Origin of the sequence: Mesorhizobium sp. C395A (genome assembly GCF_030323205.1) — a bacterium.
GTDB lineage: Bacteria > Pseudomonadota > Alphaproteobacteria > Rhizobiales > Rhizobiaceae > Mesorhizobium.
Window position 1 is genome coordinate 248,804 of record NZ_CP100473.1, and the last position, 18,059, is coordinate 266,862.

Annotated in this window: 16 protein-coding genes; 2 read left to right on the plus strand and 14 right to left on the minus strand. The window is 63.6% G+C overall.

The genetic code is table 11. The annotated features are described in order from the left end of the window. The first annotated feature begins 41 nt into the window (after positions 1–41). Positions 42–1,400: a trimethylamine monooxygenase gene (locus tag NLY37_RS01095; protein ID WP_023740648.1), complete on the plus strand. Its 1,359-nt coding sequence runs from the start codon at positions 42–44 to the stop codon at positions 1,398–1,400. A 41-nt stretch (positions 1,401–1,441) separates the two neighbouring features. Here NLY37_RS01095 and NLY37_RS01100 read toward each other — a convergent pair whose 3' ends face one another. The 11 genes from NLY37_RS01100 to NLY37_RS01150 form a co-directional block, all read right to left on the minus strand. Beyond that, the gene (locus tag NLY37_RS01100) at positions 1,442–2,236 is read right to left on the minus strand and encodes a hypothetical protein (RefSeq protein WP_023740649.1); all 795 of its coding nucleotides are present in this window, start codon (positions 2,234–2,236) and stop codon (positions 1,442–1,444) included. A 154-nt stretch (positions 2,237–2,390) separates the two neighbouring features. After that, entirely contained in the window at positions 2,391–2,528 is a 138-nt protein-coding gene (locus tag NLY37_RS01105) for a hypothetical protein (protein ID WP_023740650.1), read from the minus strand. A gap of 4 nt (positions 2,529–2,532) precedes the next feature. Continuing rightward, entirely contained in the window at positions 2,533–3,333 is an 801-nt protein-coding gene (locus NLY37_RS01110) for a hypothetical protein (RefSeq protein ID WP_023740651.1), read from the minus strand. A gap of 7 nt (positions 3,334–3,340) precedes the next feature. After that, positions 3,341–5,320, minus strand: coding sequence for an ABC transporter permease (locus NLY37_RS01115; RefSeq protein ID WP_023740652.1), 1,980 nt, complete (start codon positions 5,318–5,320; stop codon positions 3,341–3,343). Beyond that, complete coding sequence (locus NLY37_RS01120) at positions 5,317–6,396, minus strand: quaternary amine ABC transporter ATP-binding protein (RefSeq protein ID WP_023740653.1); 1,080 nt, start codon at positions 6,394–6,396, stop codon at positions 5,317–5,319. The genes NLY37_RS01115 and NLY37_RS01120 overlap by 4 nt, the downstream gene beginning before the upstream one ends. 72 nt (positions 6,397–6,468) lie before the next feature. After that, positions 6,469–7,443, minus strand: coding sequence for an ABC transporter substrate-binding protein (locus NLY37_RS01125; RefSeq protein WP_023740654.1), 975 nt, complete (start codon positions 7,441–7,443; stop codon positions 6,469–6,471). Between the two features lie 423 nt (positions 7,444–7,866). Beyond that, the gene (locus NLY37_RS01130) at positions 7,867–8,652 is read right to left on the minus strand and encodes a glucose 1-dehydrogenase (protein WP_023696617.1); all 786 of its coding nucleotides are present in this window, start codon (positions 8,650–8,652) and stop codon (positions 7,867–7,869) included. Positions 8,653–8,661: 9 nt separating this feature from the next. Next, complete coding sequence (locus NLY37_RS01135; RefSeq protein WP_023740655.1) at positions 8,662–9,426, minus strand: SDR family oxidoreductase; 765 nt, start codon at positions 9,424–9,426, stop codon at positions 8,662–8,664. A gap of 106 nt (positions 9,427–9,532) precedes the next feature. Then, the gene (locus NLY37_RS01140) at positions 9,533–11,041 is read right to left on the minus strand and encodes a sugar ABC transporter ATP-binding protein (protein WP_023740656.1); all 1,509 of its coding nucleotides are present in this window, start codon (positions 11,039–11,041) and stop codon (positions 9,533–9,535) included. A gap of 29 nt (positions 11,042–11,070) precedes the next feature. Continuing rightward, positions 11,071–12,009 (minus strand): sugar ABC transporter substrate-binding protein, encoded by a 939-nt coding sequence (locus NLY37_RS01145; protein WP_023740657.1) that lies wholly within the window; start codon positions 12,007–12,009, stop codon positions 11,071–11,073. Positions 12,010–12,138: 129 nt separating this feature from the next. After that, complete coding sequence (locus tag NLY37_RS01150) at positions 12,139–13,122, minus strand: ABC transporter permease (protein ID WP_050587411.1); 984 nt, start codon at positions 13,120–13,122, stop codon at positions 12,139–12,141. Positions 13,123–13,406: 284 nt separating this feature from the next. Between NLY37_RS01150 and NLY37_RS01155 the strand changes: the two genes are divergently transcribed. Next, positions 13,407–14,369: a sugar-binding transcriptional regulator gene (locus NLY37_RS01155; protein WP_023668527.1), complete on the plus strand. Its 963-nt coding sequence runs from the start codon at positions 13,407–13,409 to the stop codon at positions 14,367–14,369. On the opposite strand, the gene NLY37_RS01160 is transcribed toward NLY37_RS01155, so the two are convergent. From NLY37_RS01160 to NLY37_RS01170, 3 genes are all read right to left on the minus strand, one after another. After that, positions 14,359–14,979 (minus strand): hypothetical protein, encoded by a 621-nt coding sequence (locus NLY37_RS01160; protein ID WP_156933886.1) that lies wholly within the window; start codon positions 14,977–14,979, stop codon positions 14,359–14,361. The two genes, NLY37_RS01155 and NLY37_RS01160, sit on opposite strands and share 11 nt — an antisense overlap. Positions 14,980–15,076: 97 nt before the next feature. Then, positions 15,077–16,564 carry a xylulokinase gene (locus NLY37_RS01165; RefSeq protein ID WP_023740659.1) on the minus strand — a complete coding sequence of 496 codons (1,488 nt, stop codon included), beginning with the start codon at positions 16,562–16,564 and terminating at the stop codon, positions 15,077–15,079. Positions 16,565–16,584: 20 nt separating this feature from the next. Then, the gene (locus NLY37_RS01170; protein WP_023668524.1) at positions 16,585–17,907 is read right to left on the minus strand and encodes an NAD(P)H-dependent oxidoreductase; all 1,323 of its coding nucleotides are present in this window, start codon (positions 17,905–17,907) and stop codon (positions 16,585–16,587) included. Between the last annotated feature and the right edge of the window lie 152 nt (positions 17,908–18,059).

The window sequence follows — 18,059 nt, forward strand, 5'->3', positions numbered from 1 at the left end:
AAGAGCAATTCCAAAAATCGAATGACACCGGGAGGCCTGCCATGAAAACGCGCGTTGCCGTCATTGGAGCGGGGCCATCCGGTCTGGCCCAGCTCAGGGCCTTCAAGTCGGCTGCCGACAAGGGCGCCGAGATCCCCGAAATCGTCTGCTTCGAAAAGCAGTCCGACTGGGGTGGCCTATGGAACTACACCTGGCGCACCGGCCTCGACGAGCATGGCGATCCCGTCCACGGCTCGATGTACCGCTACCTCTGGTCGAACGGACCGAAGGAGTGCCTGGAATTCGCCGACTACACGTTCGAGGAGCATTTCGGCCGCCCGATCGGATCCTACCCGCCGCGCGCGGTGCTGTGGGATTACATCAAGGGTCGCGTCGAGAAATCAGGCCTGCGCGAATGGGTACGCTTCAACAGCCCGGTGCGCATGGTGACTTTCTCCGACGAGACGAGGAAATTCACCGTCACCGCGCATGACCGCACCAACGACGTCACCTACTCCGAGGAGTTCGACAATGTCGTCGTCGCCTCAGGGCATTTTTCCGTTCCCAACGTTCCCTATTTCGAGGGCTTTTCCACCTTCAACGGCCGCATCCTGCACAGCCATGATTTCCGCGACGCGATGGAGTTCAAGGGCAAGGACATACTGATCATCGGCCGCTCCTATTCTGCCGAGGACATCGGCTCGCAGTGCTACAAATACGGCGCCAGATCGATCACCTCCAGCTACCGCTCCAAGCCGATGGGGTTCAAATGGCCGGAGAACTGGAAGGAAGTGCCGCTGCTGCAGAAGGTCGTCGGCAAGACGGCGCACTTCAAGGATGGCACCACCAAGGACGTCGACGCCATCATCCTGTGCACCGGCTATCTGCATTCCTTCCCGTTCCTCACGGAAGAGCTGAAGCTGAAGACCGCCAACCGCATGTGGCCGGACGGGCTCTATGAGGGCGTCGTGTGGGAGAAGAACCCGAAACTGTCCTATATCGGCATGCAGGACCAGTTCTACACTTTCAACATGTTCGACGCCCAGGCCTGGTTCGCCCGTGACGTCATCATGGGCCGCATCAAGCTTCCGTCGGTACAGGCGATGGGCGAGCACGGCGCCAAGTGGCGGGCACGCGAAGAGACGCTGGAAGACGCCGAGCAGATGATCTGGTTCCAGGGCGACTACACCAAGGAATTGATGGACCAGACCGACTATCCCGGCTTCGACGTCGAGGCGGTCAACCAGACCTTCATGGAGTGGGAGCACCACAAGGCGGAAGACATTATGAGCTTCCGCGACCACGCCTACCGCTCGCTGATGACCGGCACCATGGCGCCATTGCACCATACGCCGTGGCTGCAGGCGCTGGACGACTCGATGGAAAGCTATCTCCAGGTGAAGGGCGTGGCGGCGGAATAGGTCGGCGTGATGCAAAACAATGCGCCGGCACCGGCACGGTTTCAATCCAGAGGGTAGTCGGCAGCCGCATCGGTCTCCGTCACCTTTGCCCAAACCAATTCGCTATAATAGGCGCCCTCCGGGCCGGTGCCGTAAATAGACAGTCTGTCAGCCATCAGCAGATGTGTCATATCGTTGAGTGCCCGGCCGGTCGGCTCCTCGGGCCAGGCGAAGACGCCGTCGGTTTTGGCGCCGAACCTCACATCGGTGCAGCCGAAATCGATCTCGACCTTCCAGGACAGCAACGGCCTGATATCGCTGGGCGGCGGGCGCGGCGGATCGGGCTGCTCGAAGTGATGGTCGACCGAGACTCTCGTCGGCACTGCCGGGGTGATACCTTTGGCTTTGAAGGAGGCGATGGCGTCGTCGCCAAATCGTGCGAGCAGGCCAGCGTGCCATAACCGGTAGGTCGCGCGGAAAAAGCCGCTGACCCGGATAGATTTGCCGTCGTTGTTGAAGACGTTCACAGCGGCGTAGAAACGGCGCAGTCGTGGCGCCAGCGCCCGCCAGTCGCATTCGGCCGGTGTCCCCGGCGTCGCGATGAAATCGTCAAGCAGATCGCTGCCGCGCACATTGGCGTTCAGCACCGTGCAATCCTCACCATGGATATGCCAGTGCCGCCGGAGCTCGGCTGCTGCGATGCCGGGCTTGCGCAGCTCTTCCACCGAGGCGCGAACCCGACCAATCGCGTAGGACGTAGCCGCATCCAACGTCTCAAACCCCGAAACCACATGCTCGCCGGTTTTGGCCATGTCGAAGACGACGACAGTAAAAGGCGGTTCGCGCTGATCGGGCATTCGGCAGCAAGCTCAGGCTGGTCGAGGATGAAGCAGCTTTCCGCGCGAAAATGCGTCAAAGTCAAGAGCTGGAGCGCGGCCTGCCATTTCCAAAGAGGCGAACTCCAGAAGAGGCGAAACCGTTCTATCCGAGCCGTGCTTGAGCTTTCGCGGCTCAGGGGTCGAAGACCGACCGCGATGATGTCGATGGCAGGTTGTTGCCAGCCCGCGACAATGCCGCGACTTTGGACAGTGCGATGGACACTTCCGGGTCGAGATCGCGTGTGCCGACCGCGGTGCAGGTGACGATCATCCTTTCAATCCAGCGGATAGTCGGGAGGCGCCTCCGTCTCCGTCACCTTGGCGGTTAGTATCTCGCAGTCGTTGGCCCAGTCGGGGCCATCGCCGCGCATGGCCATCATGTCGGCCATCAGCAGGAACTGCATGGTTCTGAGCGCCCAGTCGGTGGGCTCTTGCGGCCAGGCGAAGATTCCGGCGGCGTCGCCACCGAACTTCACGTCGTGGCAGACGAAACCGACCTCGACCTTCCAGGATCGGAGTGCCGCGCCCGGCGGCGGATAGGGCGGGTCGGGCAGCTCGAAGTAATTGGCGACCATGAGCTTCGTCGGCTCCGCCGGCTCGATCTCCTTGGCTTTGAAGGCGGCAATGGCGTCGTCGCCAAAGCGCTCGAGCAGGCCGTCACGCGACAGCCTGTACGTCGAGCGAAAGAAGCCGCCGGCCCAGACGGATTCGTTGTTGCCGTTGGAGATCAGTAGCGAGGCGCGGAAGCGGCGCAGCCTGGGCGCCAGCGCCTGCCAGTTGCACTCGGCTGGCGTCGCCGGCGTCGCAATGAAATCATCGAGAAGATCGCTGCCGCGCACATCGACGTTCATCACCGAACAGTCTTCGCCATAGAGGTGCCAGAGCTGGCGATGCTCAGCAGTGGCGATGCCGGGCTTGCGCAACTCCTCCACCGAGGCGCGAACCCGCGCAATGGCGTAGGACGTCGCCGCCTCCAGCGTCTCAAACCCCGAAACTACGTGCTCCCCGTCCGGCTCGCCGGTCTTGGCCATGTCGAAGACGAGTACGGCAAAAGGCGGTTCGCCGGGATTGGACATTCAACAATTACCCTAGTCTTGCCCGCGCCTTCGCCGTCCAGGCATTGAACAGCCGGTCTGCGACGATGCCGATGAAAGCGATGGCGAGACCCGCGACAATGCCGCGTCCGGAATCGGCCTTGGACAGCGCGATGAAGACTTCCTGGCCGAGGTCGCGTGTGCCGACCATGGCGCAGATGATGATCATCGCCAGCGCCATCAGGATCGTCTGGTTGACTCCCAGCATGATTTCGGGAAGCGCCAGTGGCAATTGTACCCGAAAGAAGGTCTGGCGCGGCGTGCAGCCGGAAACCTTCGCCGCCTCGATCAGCGCCGGCGGCACTTGCCGGATGCCGTGATTGGTGTAGCGGATCGCCGGCACCACGGCGAAGGCGACCGTGGCGATCATGGCGGTGACGTCGCCGACCCGGAACAGCATCACCACAGGAATGATGAAGCAGAAGGACGGCAGCACCTGCAGCGTGTCGATGATGGGCGTGACGATCTTTTCGAAGCGGTCGCTGCGCGCGGCCATCAGGCCAATCGGGATGCCGATCAGGCAAGCGATGAAGGCCGAGATGCCGCAGAGATAAACCGTCGCCATGGTCTTTTCCCACAGGCCGGTGACGGCGCAGAAGGCGGTCAGCGCGGCGACGAGGGCGGCGAGACGCAGGCCACCGAGCTGGTAGCCGGCGAGGCCGAGCAGGGCCACCGCGCCGAGCCACGGAAAGCCTTCGCAGAAGGCGCGCAGCGGGTTCAGTACATTGAGGATGAGCGCCACGCGAAACGCTTCGATCACGTCGAAGAAGTTGATCGTCACCCAGCTCACCGCCGCCTTCCACAGTGGCGCAGTGGTGAAGGTGATCGCCTTCGGCACCGCCGCGAAGGCCGGTACGAACAGGCCGAGCAGCGTCGTCACGACCAGGATGGCGATGGCCAGCGACAGATTGGGATAGCGCCGCCAAACGCTCTGGTTCGCCTGCCGTTGAACGTGGCCTTTTGCCTGCTTATGCGCGATCGCCTGGCTCAGCCGGTCGAGCGCGATTGCGAGCGCCACAATGGCGAGCCCGGCTTCCATCGCTTCGCCGACCTTCAGCGCACGCAGCGCCAGCAGCACATCATAGCCGAGGCCGCCGGCGCCGATCATCGAGGCGATGATCACCATGTTCAGCGCCAGCATGATCACCTGGTTGACGCCGATCATCAGTGTCGGCCGCGCCGACGGCAGCAGCACGCGCCACAATTTCTGCCGCGCCGTGCAGCCGGCCATCTCTGAGAAATCGTCGATCTCGGAGGGCACCCGCGACAGACCCAGCATCGTTGCCCGCACCATCGGCGGCGTGGCGAAGATGGCGGTGGCGATCATCGCCGAGACCGGGCTGTTGCCGAACAGAAGCAGCATCGGGATGAGATAGGCGAAGGTCGGGATGGTCTGCATCAGATCAAGCGCTGGGGAGATGATCAGCCGCTCGGCCCATGGCTTGCGCCACGCCCAGATGCCGGCGAACAGGCCGGTGACGATGCAGAAGGGCACGGCGATGGAAATCAGTGCCAGTGTCAGCATGGCGCTGGTCCATTGGCCGAACAGCGCGGTGTAGAGGAAGCAGCCGCCGACCAGTAGGCCGAGTTTTCTACCGCCCACGGCGTGCCCGGCGATGAAGGCGGCTACGCAGACGCCGATCCAGGACAGGCGCGGCAGGAAATAGGCATCGGCGCCGTGACCAATCTTGAAATTCTTGGCCAGCAGGTCGAGCGCGAAATCGAGGGGAACGCCGAGCACCGCGGTGATCGAGCGGGTCAGCCAGGACAAGTTCGACTTGATCCAGCGCATCAGCGCACTGACCCAGTCGGCGACCGGGATAACCGCCTCGGCCGGATAGTTGACGGCCCAGGGCAGTCTGTCCTGCAGCAGAAACACCACCAGCACGGCGGCCAGCGCCAGCGCCCAGACCAGCAGCCAGCGCTGAACCGGTGGCCTCGTTTGGCTGGCGCTTGCCGTCACCGTCATGCGCCGGCTCTCGTATGCTCGATACCGGCCAGCAACTCGATCACCGATTGCGGCGTCACCTCGCCGATCGGCCTGCCGCTGCCGTTGACCACGGCGAAGGGCTTACCCGACGCGACAATGCTGGCCGAGAAGCTGGCGATCCTGGCGTCGGGCGAAACCGTGCCGCCATGTTCGGCGCCATCGCAGGCACGCATCAGGCTGCGCGCCGAAATCACCTTGGCGCGGTCGACATCGCGGGTGAATTCGGCGACATAGTCGGTCGCCGGGTTGACAACCAGCTGTTCCGGCGTGCCGGTCTGGATGACCTCACCATCCTTCATGATGGCGATGCGGTCGGCGAGCCTGATCGCCTCGTCGAAATCATGGGTGATGAAGACGATGGTCTTGTGCAGCATGGTCTGCAGCCGCATCAGCTCGTCCTGCATCTCGCGGCGGATCAGCGGGTCGAGCGCCGAGAACGGCTCGTCGAGGAACCAGATCTCCGGCTTGGTCGCGAGGCTGCGGGCAATGCCGACGCGCTGCTGCTGGCCGCCGGAGAGTTCGCGCGGATAGAAATGCTCGCGGCCGCGTAAGCCCACGAGATCGATCACCTCCCGCGCTCTCGCTTCGCGCGTCGGTCGATCCTGGCCCTGGATGCTCAGGGGAAAGGCAATGTTGTCGAGCACGTTCAGATGCGGCAGCAGCGCAAAATTCTGGAACACCATACCCATGCGATGACGCCGCAGTTCGATCAGCGCCGCATCGGAAATCTTGAGCAGGTCGTTGCCTTCGAATTCGACCTTGCCGTGGGTCGGCTCGACCAGCCGCGACATGCAGCGCACCAGCGTCGACTTGCCGGAGCCGGATAGCCCCATGATGATGAAAATCTCGCCCTGGCGGATTTCGAGATCGACGGCGCGCACCGCGCCGACCAGTCCGGCCGCGGCGATGTCGGCCATGCTGGCCTTGCCGTCACGCTCGCGGATGAAGCTGGCCGCGTTCGATCCGAACAATTTCCAGACATTGCGGCAGGCAAGCTTTATCGGCCGCACATCCTTGGGCGTACCAGCCGCCTGCGGTTCAGTCGCTTCCGTCATCCAATGGCCCTTCTGGAGAATGAAGATATGGACCCGGCCGTTACGGCCGGGTCCGGCCTTCAGTCGGAGCCATCACTGCGCCCAGGCTTTCCAGTCGGCTTCGTGGGCGGCGATCCAGGCGGCCGCGACGTCTTCCGGCGTCTTGCCGCCGAGGTCGATCTCGCCGCTCATCTTGTTGAGCTCATCGGTGTCGATCGTGTAGGCCTTGGCCACCTTGTAGGCGATCGGCCATTTGTCCTTCATGCCGGACCAGGAGTATTTCCAGATTTCGCCATGCGGCTTGCCGCAATCATATTTGGCATCCGGGTTGGTGCCCCATTTCGGATCGGTGTAGCACTCGGGCGTATACTCCGGGAATTCGACCCACTCGCCCTTGTACTTGGCCGGCGCCCAATGCGGCGAATAGATCCACAGCATGATCGGCGCCTTGCGCTGATAGGCCGAGTCCAACTCGGCGAACATCGCCGCGTCGGTGCCGGCATGGATGACGGTGAAGGGCAGCTTCAGCGCCTCGACGCGCTCGTCGTCAAAGCCTTCCCAGGTTACCGGGCCGCCGAGATAGCGGCCCTTCGGCGCCGTCTCCGCTGTCGAGAACGCCTCGGCGCATTTCGGGTCCTTCAGCGCTTCCCAATTGGGCAGGCCGGGGCATTTCTCCTTCATATATTCGGGAAACCACCATTCCTCCTTGGCCTTCGGCCCGAGCTTGCCGAGCCGCTCGGTCTGTCCGGTGGCGTCTGAAGCCTTCATCGCTTCGCCGGCCGTCGTGTCCCAGAACTCCAGGCCGACATCAAGGTCGCCATTGGTGAGGCCGGTGGTCAGGCTGGAGAGGTAGTCGGCTGTCGGATATTCGACGGTATAGCCGAGCTTTTCGAGGATACCGCCAAGGATCTTGGCGTTGAGGTTGACGCTGGTCCAGTCGAACAGCGCGATCTTGATCGGGTCGTTGGATTCAGGTGCTGCTGCGTGGACCGGTGATGTAAGCGCACTTGCGGCGGCAAGCGCAAGGGCTCCCATTGATAGGTTCGAAATCACACTGCGAAATGACATGCTTGTTCTCCTGTCAAACCATGTGGAAATTTCTTGATCGTTCCCTTCTTGCGTCTTTTCTTGATTGTGTTGGAAAGGCGGGTCGTTACGCAAGCTCGTTCGCACCAAGCCAGTGCCGCAGCCGCAACTTGCGCAGGCGAAATGGTTGCTCGACTTGGTGTTTATGTGATGCCGGGCGGGCCCGCGTCATGGCATCGGATGGATTGCTGCGTGAGCAATCGTCAACAGATCGATCGCCGCTCCAGCGGCGCTCTCAGACGTGCGAGCCATCAAGGTCCCATGGTCTCGGCCGGCAAGCCCCATCCCCGCCAGGCCGTTTCATGAGATGAAATTATATATACCAACGTTCATGCGGCGCAACGGCTGATGCCCTGTGCACTGCGGAATTTCAGACTGGCGATTGCCAACCGCCAGAGCTGACGTTCACGACATGATCAGGCCGCCATCGACATTGATGGTTTGGCCGGTGATGTAGGTGGCGTCGTCGCTGGCGAGAAAGCTGACCAGGCCGGACACGTCCTCGCCGCTGCCGGCGCGTCCCATCGGGATGTTCTTCACCCATTCGGCCATCAGCTCGCCGGGCTTGTAGTCACCCATCAGCTTGCCCCAGGCGGCGTCGTTGTAAGCCCACATGTCAGTGTCGATAATGCCGGGGCAAATCGCGTTGACGGTGATCTTTTCCTTGGCCACTTCCTTGGCCAGGCTCTGGGTGATGCCGACGACGCCGAACTTCGACGCCGCATAATGCGGCGTGTAGATGAAACCCTGCCGCGCCTGGCCCGATGCCGTGTTGATCAGCCGGCCGCCATCGCCATGCTTGCGGATGCGGGCGATCGCTTCCTGACAGCACAGGAACACGCCCTTGGTGTTGACCGCCATCACCTTGTCCCACTCGGCCTCGGTCATCGCCTCGATCCGGGCGATGGTGATGACGCCGGCATTCTGCACCGAAATGTCGACACGGCCGAATTCCTTCTCGGCGAGGTCGTAAAGCGCGGTGACCTCATCCTTCCTGGTAACGTCCATGCGCATCGACGCGACCTTGGCGCCTGCCGCTTTCAGGCCGGCGGCGACGTCCTCGACGCGGGTATCGATGGCGCTGACCACCACCGCGGCACCTTCCTCGGCGAAGCGCTTCGCCATCGCCGCGCCGATGCCACCGCTCGCGCCGGTGATGACCGCAGTCTTGCCTTCAAAACGCTTCTGCATCTTTTCTCCTTACCAGCAGACAAAACCGCCATCGACGATCAGGTCGATGCCGGTGACGTAACTCGCGGCGCGGCTGGCCAGGAACACGGTCGGGCCGACCATCTCTTCCGGCGTCGCCATGCGCCCCATGGGCGTGTCGCGTTCGAAGATCTTGACCTGTTCGGCGACCTCCGGCCGCTTGTTCATCGGCGTCAGCGTGTAGCCTGGGCTCACCACATTGACGCGCAGGCCGCGATCGGCCCATTCCATGGCGAGGCTTTTCGACATGTGGATGACCGCCGCCTTCGACGAATTGTAATGCGCCTGGGTCAGGCCGCGATTGACGATCGAACCCGACATGGAGGCGATGTTGATGATCGAGCCCTTGCGCCGCGTCAGCATGGCGCGCGCTTCGGCCTGGCAGGACAGGAACACGCCGCTGACATTCACGTCGTAGATTTTCTGCCACTTCTCCAGCGACAGCGTCTCGGCGGCCTCGGCTCCTGCAATGCCGGCATTGTTGACGGCGATGGTCAGCGCGCCGAGCTCCTTTTCCGTGCGCTCGACTGCGGTCGCCAGGTCGGCCTCCGACGTCACCGTCCCGGTCAGCACCACCGCCTTGCGGCCAAGCGCGGCGATCCTGTGCGCGGTCTCATCCAGCCCGCCTTTCGAGGCATGGCCGAAACAGGCTATGTCGGCGCCGGCTTCGGCGAGCCCGATGGCAATGGCCTGGCCGATGCCGCTGCCGGCGCCTGTTACCAGCGCTACGTCGCCGCTGAGATCGAATAGTTTCATGTTGTTCCCCCTCCTGAAATGAAGGGGCGCCAGTCTTTGCTGGCGCCCCGCGCGGTCCGGTCCTTGGGAGGATACCACCTGCTGCGCTTTGTTCCGACTCCTGTCCTCAGCTCGTGGCGAGTTCCATCACCGCGACATTGCTGGCCTCGCTGCGGCCGAGAATGCCGCGCTGGCGGCCGCGGCTCAGCACCAGCACCCGGTGCGACAGACCCAGCACCTCCTCGAGGTCGGAGCTCACCACCACCACCGCCATGCCGGAACGGGCGAGGTCGGCAATGACGTCGTAGATTGCCGCACGCGCACCGACATCGATGCCGCGCGTCGGCTCATCGAGGATGAACACCTTCGGCGGTCGCGACACCCATTTGGCGATGATCACCTTCTGCTGGTTGCCGCCGGAAAGCTTGCTGACCGCCTGGCCAGGTTTGCCCTTGACCCCGAGCCTTGCGATGCCGGCTTCGGCGAATTTCTGCACCGCTTTCGGAAACACCCAGCCTTTCGGCGCGACATGGTCGAAATTGCCGAACGCCAAATTCTCGCCGATGGTCTGGTCGAGAACGACGCCTTGCGCCTTGCGGTCTTCCGGCACCAGCACGACGCCGGCCTTGATGGCTGCCGCTGGCCCGCTGAGATGCACCGGTTTGCCGGCAACGCGCACCGAGCCCGACGAGATCGGATCGGCGCCGGCGATCGCCCGCACCAGTTCGGTGCGGCCGGCGCCGATCAACCCGGCAATGCCGAGGATCTCGCCTGCTTTGACCGAGAAGGAAACGTTGTTGAAGCTCTTCTCCGGCGAGGACAGGTTGTCGACCTCGAGCAGCGTCTCCTCGCGCGGCGGCGACAGATGCGGGAACATCCGTTCGACCGAGCGGCCGACCATCTGCTCCACCACTGTGCGCACGGGAATATCGGCGCGCTCGTGGCGGGCGACGATGCGTCCGTCGCGCATCACAATCACGCGGTCGGCAATCTGCGCGATCTCGTCGAGACGATGGCTGATGTAGATGAAGGACATGCCCTCCGCCTTGAGCTTGCGGATCTGCTGGAACAAAAGCTCCGTTTCCTCGCCGCCGAGCGCTGCGGTGGGTTCGTCGAAGATCAGCAATTCGGCATTCAGCGTCAGCGCCTTGGCGATCTCGACCTGCTGCTGGGCGGCGATGCGCAGCGTGCCCACCTTGCGCTCGGGCGAGACGTCGAGGCCAAGCCGCTTCAACTGCGCCGAGGCATTGGCGTTCATTGCTGCGCGGTCGATGCGGCCGCCGCGCATCGGCAGGCGCCCGACATAGACGTTTTCCGCCACCGACAGATCCGGCAGCAGCTTCAGTTCCTGATGGATCATGCCCACACCGGCATCGATTGCCGCGGCAGGCGAGGCGGGGGAATAAGGTTTCCCCCGCCAGATGATGGTGCCCGCGTCGGGCCGGGTCGAGCCGGCGATGATATTGGACACCGTCGACTTGCCGGCGCCGTTTTCGCCGAGCAGCGCCACAACCTCGCCCGGCCGCACCTCAAAGCTTGCATCGGCCAGGACCTGGACCGGTCCGTAGCTCTTGCAAAGGCCGTTGACGAAGAGCCCGTTGTGCGGGCTTTCGCTGTGGCGAGGATCAGGAGACATCGTGGCGCTCTCTTAAGCGGTGCCGGTCGTTACGGATGCTTGGCGATGAACTGCTCGACATTGTCCTTGGTGGTCAGCGTCGCATCCTGCAGCTGTTCGGCCGGAACGCTCTCGCCCGCCACCAGCTTGATCGCCGCATCGACGGCGAGCCGGCCCATGCCTTGCGTCTGCTGCGTCGCGGTGACGTCGAACACGCCGTCCTCCAGCGCCTTGAGCGCGGCCACGTCGCCATCGAAGCCGGCAACCCAGACCTTGTGGCCGGGATTGGCCACCTTGACCGCCTGTGCCGCACCCAGCGCCAGCGCATCGGCCTGGCCGATGACGATGGAGACATCGGGATGCGACTGCAAAAGGTCCTGCGTCAGCTTGAAGCCTTCGTCCTGGTGCCAGCCTTCGCTCCACAATTCGCCGACCACCTTGATATCGGGATAGGCCTTGAGCGCTTCGCCGCAGCCCTTCGAGCGATCCACTTCCGGCGTGGTGCCCTTCTGGCCGTGGATGATGATCAGTTCGCCTTTGCCGCCGGCCTGCTTGGCGATGTAGTCGCACACCGCCTGCGCCGAGGCGACACTGTTGGTGGCGATGAAGGTGTCGCCGGGCGCGCCGTCGGCGTTGCGGTCGACATTGACGACCGGGATGCCGGCAGCCTTGGCGGTCTTGGTCGGCACGGTGGCGGCTGTGGCGCCGGCCGGAATGTAGATCAGCGCGTCGATGTTCTGCGTGATCAGATCCTGCACCTGGCTGACCTGGGTCGCTGAATCGCCCTTGGCGTCGACGGTGACGATCTCGATGCCCTTCTCCTTGCCGTAGGCTTCGACCGACTGCTTGATCTGGTTGAAGAAGTCGGCCTGCAAATTGGCCACGGCGAGGCCGAGTTTCTTGGCCTCCTTGGCCGAGGCCATGTCGGTCAGCCCGAGCATAGGAATGATGGCGGCAGCGGCGAGCAGCAGTGAACGTTTGGTCAGCATGTTTTTCCTCCGTTGATAGTCAAACTGTCCCGCCAGCGCATCGCGCCCCTTGGAACATCCCAGTTTCGGATCGACCGATCCGTCTATCGCCCGGACGCTCCGGGCGAATTCTCAATTGTGCCCCGTTCTCTATCGCGCCCTGCGCCGCCAGGTATCGCTGGCGACCGCCAGCGCGATCACCACGCCGATCACCACCTGCTGGATGAAGGGCGAGACGCCGAGCAGATTGAGCCCGTTGCGCAGCACGCCGATGATGAGTACGCCGACCGCGGTGCCGCCGATCGAGCCGATGCCGCCCGACAGGCTGGCGCCGCCGATCACCACCGCCGCGATGGTGTCGAGCTCATAGCCGAGGCCGGAACTCGGCTGCACCGAATCCAGCCGCGCGGCGAGCACGATGCCGGCAAGACCCGCAAGTACGGCGCAGATGGCGTAGACCCAGTTGGTCAGTGACTTCACCGGAATGCCGGAGAGCCGCGCCACCTCGGCGCTGCCGCCGATGGCGTAAAGGCTGCGGCCGGTGGCGCGGTAGTTGAGGAAGATGGCGAAGACGATCGCCAGCACCATCATCACCCCGACTGTGACCGACAGGAAGCCGAAATGGCGGATGATCGACAGGCTGGTGAACCAGTCGGGAAAGCCGACAATCTGCGAACCGTCGGTGATCATATTGGCAAGACCGCGCGCCACCGACATCATCGCCAGCGTCGCGATGAACGGCGGCAGCCGGGTGACGGTCACCAGCAGGCCGGACACCAGTCCGCAAAGGCCGGCGACGACCAGTGCTGCGACGACGCCGGCCGCAAGGCCGAGATTGAGATAGTCGGGGTGGGAGACAAAGCCCATCACCATGGCGGCCAGCGCCAGCACCGAGCCGACCGAGAGATCGATGCCGCCGATCAGGATCACCAGCGTCATCCCGATTGCCATGATGCCGAGCACCGTGATCTGGTCAAGTACGTTGAGGATGTTGCGCACGGTGAGGAACGTGTCGGTGGTCAGCGTCAGCGCCAGGCAAAGCAGCAGCAGCCCGATCAGCGGCCCCATGGTTCCGGCAAACAGCGCCGAAAGCTTCGCGGCCGTCGCACCTTGAGTGCCGGGCGCGGCTTTCAACTCGCCAGCCTTCGACTCGCTTGCATCATTACTCACGGCCACTTCGTCTCCTCCGTCAGCGAAACGACGATGGCCTGCCGTCCGCTCTTGTTCACCAGGCACCTCCCTGTGAACAATTTATCTTTGATATGCAATTTTGTTCAGCTAAACTGTTCACTAGAAAATTGTCAAGAGCCGTTGCGCCATTCGGCGGTGGTTTGCGCCACAGGGCGGTTTGTCCTAGGGAAGGCCAGGGGGCGGCGCTTGCGGAAATATTTCCGAAATCTGCCGCGGGAGGGCAAAAGATGGCGACCGTCGAAAATGAGAAGGCCTCGCGCTTCCCCGATGCCGAGCTGAAGGCCCGCGCCGCCTGGCATTACTATGTCGAAGGTCTGACGCAAGAGCGCATTTCCGAGATCCTCGGCGTCGGCCGCATCAAGGTGCACCGGATCCTGTCGGCTGCCCGCGAGGAAGGCATTGTCCAGTTCCGCATTCGCGACAGTGTCGTCGAATGTGTGCAGCTCGAGGAGAGCCTGAAGCAGCGCTTCGGGCTAAGCCAGGCGGTCGTGGTGCCGTCGGCCGCTGATCGCAGCAACGCGCCGCTGATGATCGGCCACGCGGCTGCCGCCTATCTCGCCGACAATGTGAATGCCGGCGACGTCATTGCGCTGGGCTGGGGCCGCACGCTGAAATTCGCCATCAACGAATTGCCGAGGCGGCCGATCGCCAGGACGACGGTCGTCTCGATGCTCGGCGGCCTCACCCACGCGCAGCCGCTCAACCCGACCGAAAGCGCGTGGGAGTTCGCCGAAAAGATCGGCGCTGAATGTTTCCTCCTGCCGGTGCCGGTCTATGCCGACAAGCCGGAACAGCGCGATGCCTTCATGAGCCAGCGCAGCGTTCAGGATGTGGTCTTCCGCGCGCGCCGCGCCAACATCGCCGTGCTCAGCGTCGGCTCGTTTTCCAAGGACAGCCCGATCGCCAATTACGGCTTCATCAAACCGAGCGAACTCGAGGAATTGCAGGCGGCCGGCGCGGTCGGCGACCTCTTGTGCCATTTCATCGACGCCGAGGGCCACCCTGTCGACCATGAGGTCAACCGCCGCGTCTGCGCCTATCCGCTGCAGGATCTGTCCGATATTCCGAGCATCATCCTGGTGTCAGGCGGTCAGGAGAAGGTCGCCGTCATGCGCGCGGCGCTCGCCAACACCAGGATTTCGGTGCTCATTACCGATGAAGATGCGGCCAAAGGCCTGCTCAACCGTTGAGCGCTGTCCGGCGTCGGTCAGAATTCGCAGGGCTCCGGACGATTGTCGTCCGACCAGTCGGCCAGTGCGATCGGCACGAATTTTCCGCGACCGGTTTGCCGTCGTCCAGGTCCTTTGAGGCAACGCCTCTGCCGGTGAGAAAATTGATGTCGCAACCGCCCAGCGTCGTCTCGACCGAGCCGTCGGCTTTCTGCACATTCCAGTCCCAGTCGCGACTGTAGCCGGCGACAAGGAATTTACCGCCGCACCAGACGATGGCCAGCGTCGCATCCCATGATTTGTTGGCGCCGCAGCCGAAGCACGAGGTGACGACAAGCGATCCCTTGCCCTTGCTTTCGAGCCCGAGAATACGGTCCTGCGTCAGCGCCTTTTTAACAAAGTCAGGCTTGCGCGAAGGATCGAGCTTTCCTTCGCCGGCAGCCAGATAGATCGAGAGATCCGCCAGCCCGCTGTCGGGATCCGCCGCGATCGCGGCCCGATCCATCCTGCCGTCATTGTCCATGTCGAGCGTGACCTCGAAGGGCGGCTCGTCCTGCGCACGCGCCGTCATTGGAGCTGCCGCAAGCGCGACAATCCAGGGCAGGGCGGCAAGGTGAAATACTGCTTTCATGAGCCCGATGAGTCTAGCATTGGCCGGGCAGGACGCAAAATCGGCAAGCTGGGCAGGTTGGGCATGGGAGCCTCACGCAGGCAAACTGCGCTTGAACTCAGATCGCACCGAGCCGCGCGTGGATGTCCCGTGTCGCGTGATAGAGGTCGCGGTAGATCGCCTTGCGCGCCCGGTAAGCCGGCACCAGCGTCATATCCGGATCGACACGCCTGGCCGGCGCCGCCGCCATTGCCTTGGCGGCGTCTTCCGCCGAGGCGAACCAGCCGATCGCCGAAGCCGCCAGCATGGCCGCGCCAAGGGCCGCCGCCTCGTTGACCGGCGACACGAACAGCGGCCGCTCCAGCACGCTGGCCATGATCTTCATCAGCAGCGCCGAATTGGTGCCGCCGCCGGCGGCAATCATCTCTCCCGGCTTGCCGCCGCTTTCGGCCTCCATCGCCTCGCTGGCGATGGCCTGCTCCAAAGCGATGCCTTCCAGCGTGGCGCGGAAGAGATGCCTGGGCTCATGGTCGAGCGACAGGCCAACAACGGCGCCGCGCGCCGCGCCATCCCAATAGGGGCTCATGACGCCGGCCCAATAGGGCATGACCAAAAGACCGTCGCCGCCGGCCGTAACATCGACCGCACCCTTCTCCAGTTCTGCCGCGGAAGACGCGCCGGTGGTGCGCACGATCCAGTCGACCAGTTGCATGCCCGAGCGCAGCACGGTTTCCAGCATGAAGCCGGAGCCGGTCGGCGAGACCAGCGTGCGAAACGCGTCCGATGTGGTGACCGTGCCGGAATAGCAGCCGCTGACGACGCCGGAGCCGAGCGAGAGATAGCTCCTGCCGGCACCATAGACGCCCATGCCGAGACCCATGGCCTGGCCATCGCCGGCGCCGGCGACAATTGGCGTGCCCGCTTTGAGCCCAGTCAGCTGGGCAATGCTTTCGGCAAGGCCGCCGCAGATTTCGCCTGGGCCGATCAGCGCCGGCAACTGCCGTGGCTGCAGCCCTGCAGCCGCGACAAGCTCAGGGTGCCATTCGCCTGTCGCGACATCGAGCAAGCCGAGCGGGTCGGCACTTGCCGTGCTGGTAACCAGCCGTGCGGTCAGCCGGTGAACGAAGAAGCCATGAACATCGACCAGGGCGGCGGCGTTGGCCAGCACCTGCGGCTGGTGTTCGGCCAGCCAGGCGATGGCATAGAGCGCCGGCGTCGGATCCGGCGGCTTGCCGCTCCAGTCGCGGATCGTCTCGCGGCCAAGCTCGGCCGACAGCTTGGCGACTTGAGGCCGGGCGCGCTCGTCAAGCCACAGGATCGCCGGGATGAGCGGCGTGCCGGCCTGATCGATCAGGGTGAAGGTCTCGCGCTGATGGGCTATGGCAATTGCCGCCACGCGCGCGGCGCCGACCTTGTCGGCAACCTGCTTCAGCGCACTGATAAGGGCTGCCCACCAATGTTCGGCATCCTGCTCGAAATGGCCGGGCTTCGGATTGGCCAGCGGATAGGCCTCGCGCGCCTGGAACAGCTCCGCGCCGTCGCGGGTGAAGGCGATTGCCTTCACCGCCGTCGTCGAGGCATCGATCCCGATAACGACATCGTCCATCACAGGGAGATCCCGAAGGTTCAGGCGGCGTTGGTCACAAACTGTCCGTCCGACTGGTCGAGACGACGGCGGATCTGCGTTATCACCATCGAATCGTCGGGTACACAATTTTCATAGGTGAGGAAGTCGCCGGTCTTGACCGGCTTGACCACCTTGGCGCGTTCGGCAATCCCGAGCGGCAGCGCGCCCTTGGCGCGGGCGTCCTCCCAGGTCATGGCGAAGCCGCGATAGTCGTTCTCGCCGATCATGCCCAGCGACTGCCCGGCGCCGAGATCGCTTTTGGCTACCGCCACCGCTTCGGCGACCGGATGGTCGAGCGGCTCCATGTCGGCACGTTTGTAGACAACGGCGCGCGCCGCCGACAGTGGCACTTCAAGGCTTGTCAGGTGGTAGGGACGGTAGATCGTGAAATAGGGGCCCTTGCCGACCTTGAGGTCGACCATGCGCTCCAGCACGCGCGGATGCCTCGTTTCGATGATGCAGAACACGCCGGGCGCCACGCCCTTGCCGATGGAATAGTCGACCACGCCCTTGCGGTGCAGCACGCCGCCATCCTCGCGCGGGCAAAGCACGCTGGCCAGTTCCTCCAGCGTCGCCGTCGGGCCGTGCATGCCCGGCACGTCGGGCACCAGCCCGGTGGCGTTGGCGATAGCCACCATCTCGATCGCCGTCTTGGAACCGTCGACGAACTCGACCAGCATGCGCGCATTCATATTGCGCTCGGCCGCTTCCTTCTCGTAGTCGGCGGGCATGGCGTCGATCTTGAGCGGGTTGTTTTTGCCCTTGCCGGCGGCGATGATGTTGAAGCCGAGGCTCTTGGCGAAGCCGATGATCTCCAGCGTGCAGGCGGGTTCGTCGCCGGCCGCACCGGTGTAGACCACGCCGGCCTTGCGCGCTTCCTCCTTGAGGAAGCGGCCGATCGTAATGTCCGCCTCGACATTGAGCATGACGATGTGCTTGCCGTTCTTCATCACTTCGAGCGCAAACAGCGTGCCGATGTTGGGATTGCCTGTCGCGTCGATGATGACATCAATGCGGCCGGCCGCGGCCAGCGCATGCAGATCTTCGGTGACAGCGATCTTGCCGGCCTCGATGGCGCGGTCGATGGCAGAGGCGTTCGCAGCCTGGACGATGTCGGAGCGGTCATGGCCGGCGAGCAGTGCGGCATCGATCGCCGCTTGCGGGCGCACCTCGGAAATGGCACCGATCCGCATGCCCGGCATCAGCGCCACCTGGACGACGATGTCGGTGCCCATCTGCCCGGCGCCGGCGAGACCGATGGTGATAGGCCCTTGGGCTTCAGCGCGCTGCAGAAGTTCCGCTGCAAATTGCGGATGGGCCATATCGCTTCCTCCAGTCACGACGCGCCGCAGCGTCAAATCATCATTTTGAACATTCCTATTTCCATTTGAAAAATATTTCAACCCGCAAATCGGAGAATGGCTGCAGGACCAAATCTCCCACGGAGGATTCGTGGGGTGACAGCTTCATGCTG

Bases quoted from the DNA above. Each gene is read 5' to 3' on its own strand.
- NLY37_RS01095 (WP_023740648.1), top strand. From the start codon at position 42: ATGAAAACGCGCGTTGCCGTCATTGGAGCGGGGCCATCCGGTCTGGCC.
- NLY37_RS01100 (WP_023740649.1), bottom strand. From the start codon at position 2,236: ATGCCCGATCAGCGCGAACCGCCTTTTACTGTCGTCGTCTTCGACATG.
- NLY37_RS01105 (WP_023740650.1), bottom strand. From the start codon at position 2,528: ATGATCGTCACCTGCACCGCGGTCGGCACACGCGATCTCGACCCGGAA.
- NLY37_RS01110 (WP_023740651.1), bottom strand. From the start codon at position 3,333: ATGTCCAATCCCGGCGAACCGCCTTTTGCCGTACTCGTCTTCGACATG.
- NLY37_RS01115 (WP_023740652.1), bottom strand. From the start codon at position 5,320: ATGACGGTGACGGCAAGCGCCAGCCAAACGAGGCCACCGGTTCAGCGC.
- NLY37_RS01120 (WP_023740653.1), bottom strand. From the start codon at position 6,396: ATGACGGAAGCGACTGAACCGCAGGCGGCTGGTACGCCCAAGGATGTG.
- NLY37_RS01125 (WP_023740654.1), bottom strand. From the start codon at position 7,443: ATGTCATTTCGCAGTGTGATTTCGAACCTATCAATGGGAGCCCTTGCG.
- NLY37_RS01130 (WP_023696617.1), bottom strand. From the start codon at position 8,652: ATGCAGAAGCGTTTTGAAGGCAAGACTGCGGTCATCACCGGCGCGAGC.
- NLY37_RS01135 (WP_023740655.1), bottom strand. From the start codon at position 9,426: ATGAAACTATTCGATCTCAGCGGCGACGTAGCGCTGGTAACAGGCGCC.
- NLY37_RS01140 (WP_023740656.1), bottom strand. From the start codon at position 11,041: ATGTCTCCTGATCCTCGCCACAGCGAAAGCCCGCACAACGGGCTCTTC.
- NLY37_RS01145 (WP_023740657.1), bottom strand. From the start codon at position 12,009: ATGCTGACCAAACGTTCACTGCTGCTCGCCGCTGCCGCCATCATTCCT.
- NLY37_RS01155 (WP_023668527.1), top strand. From the start codon at position 13,407: ATGGCGACCGTCGAAAATGAGAAGGCCTCGCGCTTCCCCGATGCCGAG.
- NLY37_RS01160 (WP_156933886.1), bottom strand. From the start codon at position 14,979: ATGAAAGCAGTATTTCACCTTGCCGCCCTGCCCTGGATTGTCGCGCTT.
- NLY37_RS01165 (WP_023740659.1), bottom strand. From the start codon at position 16,564: ATGGACGATGTCGTTATCGGGATCGATGCCTCGACGACGGCGGTGAAG.
- NLY37_RS01170 (WP_023668524.1), bottom strand. From the start codon at position 17,907: ATGGCCCATCCGCAATTTGCAGCGGAACTTCTGCAGCGCGCTGAAGCC.